Origin of the sequence: Clostridium sp. AF20-7 (assembly GCF_003479275.1) — a bacterium.
Taxonomy (GTDB): Bacteria; Bacillota; Clostridia; order Lachnospirales; family Lachnospiraceae; genus Otoolea; species Otoolea fessa.
In genome coordinates this window covers 15445-25864 of the sequence record NZ_QUGF01000013.1, presented here as the reverse complement: position 1 = coordinate 25864, position 10420 = coordinate 15445, and the positions used below count along the sequence as shown (strand labels likewise).

Genomic DNA, 10420 nt, shown 5'->3' with positions numbered 1-10420 from the left:
GCTCCCTTTTCTTTACTGATTCAGTGCTTCCACCAATGTCTCAAGATTTGATTCCATTACAGAAAAATAATCCGCCCCTGCTTTTAATTCCTCATCACTAAGCCCTTCTAATGGATTTAACATCTTTGTCTGCGCTCCGATCTCTTTTGCAATCGTTTCCGATATCTTCGGACTTACCAGCTCCTCAAAGAAGATGGTCTTAACCTGATGTTTTTTTGCAAAATCCACAATCTCCTTCATCCGGGCTGCATCCGGTTCTGAATCTGCGGATAATCCTTCGATTCCGCTCTGGTTTAAACCGTATGCCTGGCACAGATACCCAAATGCCTGATGTGCAGCTATCACATCCCGTGTTTTCACATCCGATAATTTTTCCTGATACTCTGCATCCAGATCATCCAGCTTCTTCGCATAGGTCTGGTAGTTTTTCTCATAATACTCCTGATGATCTGGATCCGCTGATACAAGTGCATCTTTTATATTTTCCATTTCCTTCTTCGCATTTTCCGGCGCTAACCACACATGGGGGTCATAGGTAATCTCTTCTGCATGCTCATCCTTCTCTCCGTTTTCTTCCTCCTCATGCTCTGAGCCTTCCAGCAGATCAATTCCCGTAGATGCTTCCACCGCAATCAGGTTTTTATTGTCCAGCGACGTAAGCACATCGGCAGCCCAGTGCTCCATTCCGGCTCCGTTGTATATAAAAATATCTGCCTCTTCCAACTTCTTGATGTCAGAAGCTGCCGGTTCCCAGTCATGAGGTTCCGTTCCCGCCGGCACCATATTCGTCACCTCCACCCGATCGCCGCCTATCTTTTGGGCAAAATCATACATCGGATAAAAGCTCGCCATGACCTTTAACTTGTCTCCATCGATGCTTATTACATCCGTCTCTGTTTCCCCGCTTCCGTCTTTCTCCTCCTGTTCGGTCTCTATATCGGACGATTCCACCGCCCTTCCGGCACAGCCCGTCATCCACACGAGTGCAGAGATTGCTATCATTCCCATAAACACACTTTTCTTTTTCATTCTGTCTGCTCCTTTCAGCTGTAGGTTATCGCATAGCATTTGCAGAAGCACCTGCCTGTCAACAGCAGGCTTTGTGTCTTCTGCTCTACACATTAATAAATGCAAGTAATTTGCGTTTATTAATATAGCACCCTTTTTTTACATCGTCAAGATTAATTTGCAAATGAGTTGCATTTTATTCTTATGCGGCTTGACGCTTCCTCCCTTCACCGCTAAAATAGGAGCTAACAGACAAAGGAGATATTGCCGTATGACTTCGATCCGAAAACCATATACAACCAAAACAAGGACTGAGATTCTCGAATTCCTGAAAGAGCACGCTTCCAGCACGGTAAGCGTTGCCGATATACAAAATTATCTGAAAGAAAAACGGGCAGAAACCAATACTACCACCATTTACCGATTTTTAGACAAACTGTGCCGAGAGCACATCGTTATCAAATATCCAGATGCTGAAAATGACAAAGCCGTTTACCAATATGCCGGAGAAGGTGCCCACTGTATGGAGCATCTTCATCTTAAATGTACCCGCTGCGGACGCCTGTTTCACCTTGACTGCGATTTCATGGATGAACTCCGTCAGCATCTCCTAGAAGAGCATGGCTTTCTGCTCCAATGCAGCGGTGATCTGCTGCATGGCCTCTGCCAGGAATGCGCCGCCAAAGAAGGTTCTGAAAAAGAGCTTTAATGTTCCTGCATTTTTTAGTATACTGGTAGCATATGCACACGAATTTACCGGAAAACGGCCGTTTGAGGCGGATTTTCCCATTACCGCATATCAATATCTTTTGGAGGATTTTATCATGTCTGAAATCACAGGACGCAATGTCGGCAAAACCTGCCGCACTCATTACAAAGGAACCTTTAATGACGGAACACAGTTTGATTCTTCCTACGATCGTGGCGAACCCCTTGAGTTTGTCTGCGGTGCCGGTCAGATGATCAAAGGCTTCGATGCCGCTGTCGCTGATATGGAAGTAGGCGAGATGAAAGAGATTCACCTGATGCCGGAGGAAGCTTACGGCATGCCGGATCCGAACGCCATTCTGGAACTGGAGATCGCTAAACTGCCAGGTTCCGAGGAACTGGAAGTTGGACAGCAGGTATACTTAACCAACCAGATGGGACAGCCGTTCCCGGTCAAGGTTATCGCAAAGAATGAGGTAAATATCACGTTTGATGCCAATCATGAGATGGCTGGTAAGGAGCTTAACTTTAAGATTGAGCTGGTTGAAGTAAAATAACCGTAACATAACTGCCCTTACATTATAACAACACGCGCCGTCAGCGCCCATCCCGGGAGCTGGCGGTATTTTTTCTTGACAAATTCTCACTCCTCCACTATAATTACCCACGGTAATTATCACAAGTAACTATTTGATAAGGAGACTTTCCATATGACCATCGAAACAATCAAGCGGATGTTGGACGCCTGTTATCAGGGCAAACGAATCCGGGATATGCTTCCGCCGCTGCCGAAGGGAGTCACTTCCTCCTATATTCAATATCTGGATGTCATCCAGTCGCTGGAGCGAAACGGCATCCATGTAAAAATATCGGACATCAGCGATGCGCTGAACCTGCCTCGCCCAGGCGTGACCCGGACTGTCAAGGAGATGGAAGCGGGCGGTTATCTCCAAAAGAAAGCCTCGCAGAACGACGGGCGTGTTACCTACATTTCCATCACCGAAGCGGGCAGGGCGCTCTCACAGACGTATGACGCCGAATACTTCAGCGCGCTCGCCCCATCTTTAGATACCATCTCTGAGGAAGATGCCCGCCAGATGGTTCAGACGATGGAGACATTTTATCAGATTATGTGCAAACGGAGGGATTCCCATGAATAATGATAAAGCTGATTTTACACAAGGCAGTATTCTGAAAAAACTGATTGCCTTCATGATTCCGGTACTCGGCGCACTGATTCTGCAGGCGGCATACGGCGCGGTCGATCTGCTGGTGGTTGGACGGTTCGGTTCGACTTCCGGCCTTTCCGCTGTCTCCACCGGCAGCCAGGTCTTAAACCTCGTCACCTTCGTCGTAATCCAGTTCGCTATGGGTATCACGGTTTTGATCGCCCGCTATCTCGGTAAAAAGAAACCGCAGCAGATCGGCGCGGTTGTCGGCGGAGCTTCGATCGTGTTTACGCTCATTTCCGCCGTTTTATTCGTCGTCATGGTCTTTTTTGCCCGCCCGATCGCCATTCTCATGCAGGCACCCGAGGAGGCGGTGGATCTGACCGCCAGCTACATCCGCATCTGCGGAGGCGGCATTTTCTTCATCGTCGCCTACAACCTGCTGTCCGCCATCTTCCGCGGGCTCGGTGACAGCCAGTCGCCGCTTCTCTTTGTCCTGGTTGCCTGCATCGTCAATGTGATCGGCGATCTCGCACTGGTAGCTGGTCTTCATATGGACGCCGCCGGCGCCGCCATCGCGACCGTCTCCGCGCAGGCGCTCAGCGTCATATTTGCTATTCTTCTTTTAATTAAGAAAAAACTGCCATTTACGATCACCCGGCATGATTTCCGGTTCAACACCCAGTGCCCGAAATTTCTTTCCATCGGGCTGCCGCTCGCGCTCCAGGAATTTTTAACCCAGCTTTCCTTCTTAGCCCTGTGCGCGTTCGTCAACCGCCTGGGACTGGAGGCATCCTCCGGTTACGGTGTAGCCTGCAAGATCGTCAATTTCGCCATGCTCGTCCCGAGCGCCCTGATGCAGTCGATGGCTTCCTTCGTCTCCCAAAACGTAGGGGCAGGGAAAGTCAAGCGTGCCAAGCACACCCTTTTTACGGGAATCGGCGTCGGTCTGTGCGTCGGCTGTATCGTCTTTACCCTGGTTCTCCTAAAGGGCGATATCCTGTCCGGCTTCTTCTCGACGGATGCGGCGGTCATCCAGAACAGCTATGATTACCTGAAAGGATTCGCACTTGAGTCCATCGTGACCGCGGTTCTGTTCAGCATGATCGGATATTTCAACGGAAATAACCAGACACTCTGGGTTATGACACAGGGACTCATCCAGACACTTCTGGTGCGTCTCCCGCTAGCGTATTTCATGAGTATCCAGCCGGACGCCAGCCTGACCAAGATCGGTCTCGCAGCCCCCGTTTCTACGATCGTCGGCATTGTACTAAATATCGGATATTATATCTACTGGACCCGGAAACAGCAGCACCCGCCAGTGGAAGAAATCATATAAAAACATAGGAACTGCTCCGTAACAGGCAGGCACTTTCAGAGCGAAGGTGTCTGCCTGTTATCATTACGGTACTTTCGGTTCCAAAAGTGCCTACCCGTGAATAATTGCGTTGTTCACAAAAACTTCACAGAAAATTAGCACTCACCTCTTGACAGTGCTAATTATGTGTGTTATATTACAGCTAGAACAAAGGAAAAGACAAGGAAATGAATGAGTTCCCCTTTTCCTCCCAATGTTTTTACATAGATGATAACTACAAAGACATTTACAGATAACTAAAAGGAGAGATGACTTATGTATATGCCGAGTATTTTTAATAATAGTGTATTTGATAACTTTGATAACTGGATGGATTTTTCCTTCCCGAGCTTTAACCAGAGACTGTATGGCGCTTCCTCTTCCCAGCTGATGAAGACGGATGTCAAGGAAACCGATAAGGATTATGAAGTTTCCATCGACCTGCCGGGATTTAAGAAAGACGAACTTCAGATTGAGCTGAAAGATGGCTATCTGACCGTCAGCGGTTCGAAAGAAGTCACATCGAAAGATATGCCGGAGGAGAATCAGAAAGATGCAACGACCGCAGAAGCAGATGCTTCCAAGAAGAACGCTAAAGCCGAGCAGAAAACCGTTAAATATATCCGCCAGGAACGCTACAGCGGCAATGTAAGCAGAAGCTTCTACGTCGGCGAGAACTTGGAAGAAAAGGATATCCATGCCAAATTTGAAAATGGCACTCTGACCCTGACCTTCCCGAAAGAGCTGGAAAAGAAAGCGGTTGAAGAGAAGCATTTCGTTTCCATCGAAGGTTAATAATCAGATAGGCAGCTGCGGCTCACACATTGTGTTGCCAGCAGCCAGATAGCTTCAGGAGCTGTCGCAGGGATGCGGCAGCTTCTATCATACCCAATCTTTTATCATAACCTAAATAATTGAAACTTAAATCACTGCATCTACGGAGGTGATAATCGATGGCAGAGAAAAGAGACTATTATGACATACTGGGGATAAAGCGGGACGCCAGTGCGGAGACGATCAAAAAGGCATTCCGGAAACTTGCCAAAAAGTATCACCCGGATTCCAATGCCGGTAATCCCCAGGCAGAGCAGATGTTTAAGGATGTCAACGAAGCCTATTCGATCTTAAGTGATCCAGAAAAAAAGAAACTCTACGATCGCTTCGGTCACGCCGCATTTGACCCGAACAGCGCCGCATACGGCGGAGCTGGCGGTGCCGGCGCTTCTGGAAATGGTCCATTTGGCTCCGGCTTTGGCGGTACCGGTCAGGGCGGTGCCTGGCACTATCAGAGCGGTCCGGGCGGTTATGCAGAATACCATTTTACCGGGGATGACATGGACGATATGGGTGACATTTTTGGAGATATGTTTGGCGGCATGTTCCACGGCAAGAGTTCGGGCGGCAGTTCCCGCAGCCGACATTTCACGGGCGGTTCCGGGTTTGGCGGCTCTGGGACTCATTTTACCGGTGGTTCCAGTTTTGGCGGTTCTAGCGCTCATTTTGGCGGCGGGTCTGGCTTTGGCGCCTTCGGCGGCAGTCAGGGCTTTCACAGCGCCGATTTCCGTGAGAAAGGTTCTGACCTCACGTCCGATGTAACCATAAGCTTTGATGAAGCCGTATCCGGCTGCGAGAAGCTCATCACTCTGCAGAACCCACAGACCGGCAAGCGCCAGTCTTTACAGGTTCACATCCCAGCGGGCATCGATACCGGTAAATCTATCCGTCTGAAAGGAAAAGGCATGCCGGGAACGGGCGGCGGCGAGGCGGGCGATCTTCTTTTAAATATCACCGTCACCGCGAAACCGGGATGGGAGCGCAAGGAGATGGATGTTTACTCGACTGTCCGCATTCCGTTTACCACCGCAGTCTTCGGCGGTGAGGCGCTGGTTTCCACCCTGTACGGCAATGTCCTGTGCAAGATCGCAGCCGGGACGCAGTCGGGAACCAAGATTAAATTAAAGGGAAAAGGCATTGTTTCCATGAAGAATCCGTCCATCCATGGCAATCAGTACGTGACGGTCCAGATCGATGTCCCGAACCATCTGACCCCCGAGGCAGAACAGAAACTTCGCGAATTTGAACACGCCTGCGGACTGAACAAAAACAGTCAGGGCGGACCCAACGGCAGGAGCGCAGCTTGACGGCTCCTGCCGTTTTTTACTGAACGTCTGTAAAGCCAAAAATATCATAGAATTTTCGCCCTATTATTTTCATATATATGGTTGTGATTTTCACAAATATGATATTTTAATTGCGGGCAATCCACAATTTCATCACTTTTTAATTGTCATGAAATTACCGCAGCTATATATTCAACATTTTTTCACACTTTATACCTATCTTTCTTATCTATTTTATCTGTTTTTACCTCACTTTCATTTCTTTTTTTAGATATTTTGCAATAAATATCTTGTATTTTTCGCTCGTTTTATGTTATAGTAAACACATAATTGCATCGAAAAATATAACGCATTTTATTTCACATTTATGAAAGGAGTTTACACCTTATGAGCAGACTCGTTATACCTACTAACAGCGAGGCTCAGAATGTCGTAGAAGGGCTTTACAAGGATCTGGAACGGCGCATCATCGCCAGCCCGCCAGGTCTTTGTCCCGTCGACCTGACCGCTGCATTTTTAAAAATGTGCCATGCACAGACCTGCGGCAAATGCGTTCCCTGCCGAATCGGTCTCGCGCAGCTCTCCAATCTTCTGGAAGACATCCTAAACGGAAAAGGAACCATGAAGCATTTAACCATGCTGGAGGAAACAGCCCGTGTCATCGAAAGCACGGCTGACTGTGCCATCGGCTATACCGCTGCCCAGATGGTTTTAAAAGGACTGGACGGCTTCAAAGAGGATTTTATGGAACATATCTTACACAACCGCTGCCGCAGTAATCTTGATCAGCCGGTTCCCTGTGTAGCTCTGTGCCCGGCCGGAGTTGATATTCCGGGTTACATCGCCCTGACCGGCGAAGGACGCTATGCCGATGCAGTCCGCCTGATCCGCAAGGACAACCCATTCCCAACCGCCTGTGCGCTGGTATGCGAGCACCCATGTGAGTCCCGCTGCCGCCGCAACATGCTGGATAATTCTATCAATATCCGCGGTATCAAACGTGTAGCTGTGGATATGGCAGGATATGTACCGGCACCGGTCTGTCCAACCTCCACCGGTAAGCGCATCGCGATCATCGGCGGCGGCCCCAGCGGCCTGAGCGCTGCTTATTATCTGCAGCTGATGGGACATCAGACCACTGTATTTGAAAAACGCAAGAAACTCGGCGGCATGCTGCTGTACGGAATTCCAAGCTACCGCCTGCCACGAGAGCGCCTGCAGGATGATATCAATGTCATTCTGGAAACCGGTGTGGAAGTCCGTCTTGAAACTTCGGTCGGAAACGATCCAGGACAGCTGTCTCTGGATGAACTCCGCAAAGAATATGATGCTATCTACATCGCCATCGGCGCTCATAGTGATAAAAAGATTGGTATTGAGGGAGAAGATGCCGGCGGTGTTATCTCCGCTGTCGAATTCCTCCGTGCTATCGGCGACGGCAAATATCCGGATCTTACCGGAAAGAAGGTCTGTGTCATCGGCGGCGGCAACGTAGCCATGGACGTAGCCCGTTCTTCTGTCCGCCTGGGTGCAGACAAGGTGGCAGTTGCCTACAGACGCCGCAAAGCTGATATGACAGCTCTTCCGGAAGAGGTTGAAAGTGCCATGGCTGAAGGCGTAGAGATCATGGAACTTTACGCACCGGAACGGATTGAAGCAGACGAGGACGGCCAGGTAAAAGCTCTCTGGGTAAGCCAGCAGATGCCGGGAGAAATCCGCGGCGGACGTCCTTCACCGAAGGCTATCGGCACCGACTCTATCCCGGTTGAATGTGATATCGTCATCGCAGCTGTGGGGCAGGGCATCGAAAGCCGTTACTTCGTAGAACAGGGTATCGACGCAAAATGGGGCATCATCCAGGCAACCGGATGGACCTCCATTCAGAATATGCCGGGTATCTTCGCCGGAGGCGACTGTGCAACCGGACCGGCAACCGTGATCCGTGCAATCGCTGCCGGCAAGGTAGCCGCAGCCAACATCGACCAGTATCTCGGCTACAACCACGAGATTACCTGCGATGTGAAGATTCCGGAACCGGATCTCTCCGACCGTACTCCTTGCGGACGTGTCAACCTGACAGAGCGTCCTGCCGGAGAACGCAAATGTGACTTTACACTTACCGAATGCGGCATGAGCCTCAAGGAGGCTGGCCAGGAAGCCAGACGCTGCCTGCGCTGTGATCACTTCGGTTATGGAAACTTCAAAGGAGGGCGGACCACATCATGGTAAATACGAATCTTGTATCCATCAAAATTAATAATATACCACTGCAGGTTCCAGAAGGAACCCGGATTCTGGACGCCTGTCGCGACAACGGTTTTCACGTTCCTTATCTTTGCTATCTGAAAGATATCAATGAGATCGGTGCCTGCCGTGTCTGCGTTGTAGAAGTGAAGGGAATCCACCATCTCGTTACCTCCTGCAACAACCAGGTTCAGGAAGGCATGGAGATTCTCACAAACTCCCCGCGGGTCCGCGAAGCCCGCAAGATCAACGTGGAACTGCTTCTTTCCCAGCATCACACCAATTGTCCCACCTGTGTGCGCAGTTCCAACTGTGAATTAAAACAGGTGGCAAGTGATCTGAACCTGACCGTTGACCGTTATAAAAACGAATATCCGGAAATGATCTGGACTTCTACTTTCCCACTGATCCGTGATGCAGGAAAATGTATCAAATGCATGCGCTGCGTCCAGATCTGCGACAAGCTCCAGACCTTAAATATCTGGGATGTGTCCGGAACCGGTTCCCATACAACCGTCGATGTTTCCCACAATCTGGAAATCAAAGAATCCGACTGTTCTCTCTGCGGACAGTGCGTTACCCACTGCCCGACTGCCGCTCTCCAGGAGCGGGATGATGTGGAAGCCATCAATGGTATCCACGGTGAACTGGCAAATGATGACAAGGTAACCGTAGCGGTTGTCGCTCCGGCTGTCCGGGCCGCATGGGGTGAAGAATTTGGTCTTTCCCCGGAATTTGCTACTGACAGACGTTTCGTATCCACCTTAAAATCCGTTGGATTTGACTATGTATTCGATGTTGACTTTGCAGCCGATCTGACCATCATGGAGGAAAGCAACGAGCTTTTAGCCCGTTTACAGCAGCCGGATAAATACAGCTGGCCAATGTTCACCTCCTGCTGCCCTGGCTGGGTCAGCTTTGCAAAGAGCCAGTATCCGGAGCTTCTGCCGCAGCTTTCCACTGCCAAGTCCCCGCAGCAGATGTTCGGTGCTGTCATCAAAACTTATTTTGCACAGAAAAAAGGCATTGCACCGGAAAATATCACCTGTGTTTCCATCATGCCGTGTATGTCCAAGAAGCGTGAACTGACTCTTCCGGGCATGGACAGCGCCGGAACCGGACAGGATATTGATTATGTTCTGACCACCCGTGAAATCTGCCGTCTCATCAAGGCCGATCATATCGATGTATCCAGACTTCCGGAGTGCGATTTTGACGATCCTCTCGGCGAAGCAACCGGAGCCGGTGTTATCTTCGGTGCCAGCGGCGGCGTACTGGAGGCAGCTCTTCGTACCGCTTACCACACCGTAACCGGTGAAAATCCGGAGATCGGCGAACAGAGTCCGCTGAAGGTTCTGCGCCAGATCGGTTCCTTTAAGGAACTGGAAATCGATATCAAGGGTGTAAAACTGCACTGTGCAGCACTCAGCAGCCTAGGAGAGGCCAGACGCCTCATTCAGGCGATGAAACGCGGCGAATGCCACTATGATTTCGTTGAAGTCATGGCATGTCCGGGCGGCTGTATCAACGGCGGCGGTCAGCCGATCCGCCCATCCTTCCAGAATAAGCCGAAGGACTGCGCAGACCGCGACCAGTGCCTGCGCGGCTACGACGCCCGCAGCGCCATCCGGTTCAGCCATGAAAACAAGGCGGTTCAGACACTGTATGACGAGTATCTTGAAGCTCCGTTATCCGATCGTGCACATCATCTGCTGCATGTGGAGGAATATTAATATATCCAAACGGTCACACAACAAAACCCCAGAGAGTTGCCGCTCTCTGGGGTTTTGTGTCATTCACAGATGACCAAT

The 10420-nt window shown here is 50.0% G+C and carries 9 protein-coding genes; 8 read left to right on the top strand and 1 reads right to left on the bottom strand.

What is annotated here, in order from left to right; all coding sequences use genetic code 11:
* Positions 1 to 12 precede the first annotated feature (12 nt).
* Positions 13 to 1029 (bottom strand): metal ABC transporter substrate-binding protein, encoded by a 1017-nt coding sequence (locus tag DWX68_RS13070; protein ID WP_117796637.1) that lies wholly within the window; start codon positions 1027 to 1029, stop codon positions 13 to 15.
* Between the two features lie 250 nt (positions 1030 to 1279).
* Between DWX68_RS13070 and DWX68_RS13065 the strand changes: the two genes are divergently transcribed.
* From DWX68_RS13065 to DWX68_RS13030, 8 genes are all read left to right on the top strand, one after another.
* A complete protein-coding gene (locus tag DWX68_RS13065; RefSeq protein ID WP_118629808.1) occupies positions 1280 to 1717 on the top strand; it encodes a transcriptional repressor in 438 nt (145 codons plus the stop codon).
* A gap of 115 nt (positions 1718 to 1832) precedes the next feature.
* Positions 1833 to 2273: a peptidylprolyl isomerase gene (locus DWX68_RS13060; RefSeq protein WP_117796635.1), complete on the top strand. Its 441-nt coding sequence runs from the start codon at positions 1833 to 1835 to the stop codon at positions 2271 to 2273.
* A gap of 153 nt (positions 2274 to 2426) precedes the next feature.
* The gene (locus tag DWX68_RS13055; protein ID WP_118629806.1) at positions 2427 to 2876 is read left to right on the top strand and encodes a MarR family transcriptional regulator; all 450 of its coding nucleotides are present in this window, start codon (positions 2427 to 2429) and stop codon (positions 2874 to 2876) included.
* Positions 2869 to 4227 (top strand): MATE family efflux transporter, encoded by a 1359-nt coding sequence (locus DWX68_RS13050; RefSeq protein WP_118629804.1) that lies wholly within the window; start codon positions 2869 to 2871, stop codon positions 4225 to 4227. Before DWX68_RS13055 ends, DWX68_RS13050 begins: the two co-directional genes overlap by 8 nt.
* A gap of 294 nt (positions 4228 to 4521) precedes the next feature.
* Positions 4522 to 5040 (top strand): Hsp20/alpha crystallin family protein, encoded by a 519-nt coding sequence (locus tag DWX68_RS13045; protein WP_118293946.1) that lies wholly within the window; start codon positions 4522 to 4524, stop codon positions 5038 to 5040.
* 158 nt (positions 5041 to 5198) lie between these two features.
* The gene (locus tag DWX68_RS13040) at positions 5199 to 6386 is read left to right on the top strand and encodes a J domain-containing protein (RefSeq protein ID WP_118629802.1); all 1188 of its coding nucleotides are present in this window, start codon (positions 5199 to 5201) and stop codon (positions 6384 to 6386) included.
* Positions 6387 to 6752: 366 nt separating this feature from the next.
* The gene (locus DWX68_RS13035; RefSeq protein WP_107001723.1) at positions 6753 to 8594 is read left to right on the top strand and encodes an NAD(P)-binding protein; all 1842 of its coding nucleotides are present in this window, start codon (positions 6753 to 6755) and stop codon (positions 8592 to 8594) included.
* Positions 8588 to 10342 carry a [FeFe] hydrogenase, group A gene (locus DWX68_RS13030; protein ID WP_118629800.1) on the top strand — a complete coding sequence of 585 codons (1755 nt, stop codon included), beginning with the start codon at positions 8588 to 8590 and terminating at the stop codon, positions 10340 to 10342. The genes DWX68_RS13035 and DWX68_RS13030 overlap by 7 nt, the downstream gene beginning before the upstream one ends.
* The last annotated feature ends 78 nt before the right edge of the window (positions 10343 to 10420 follow it).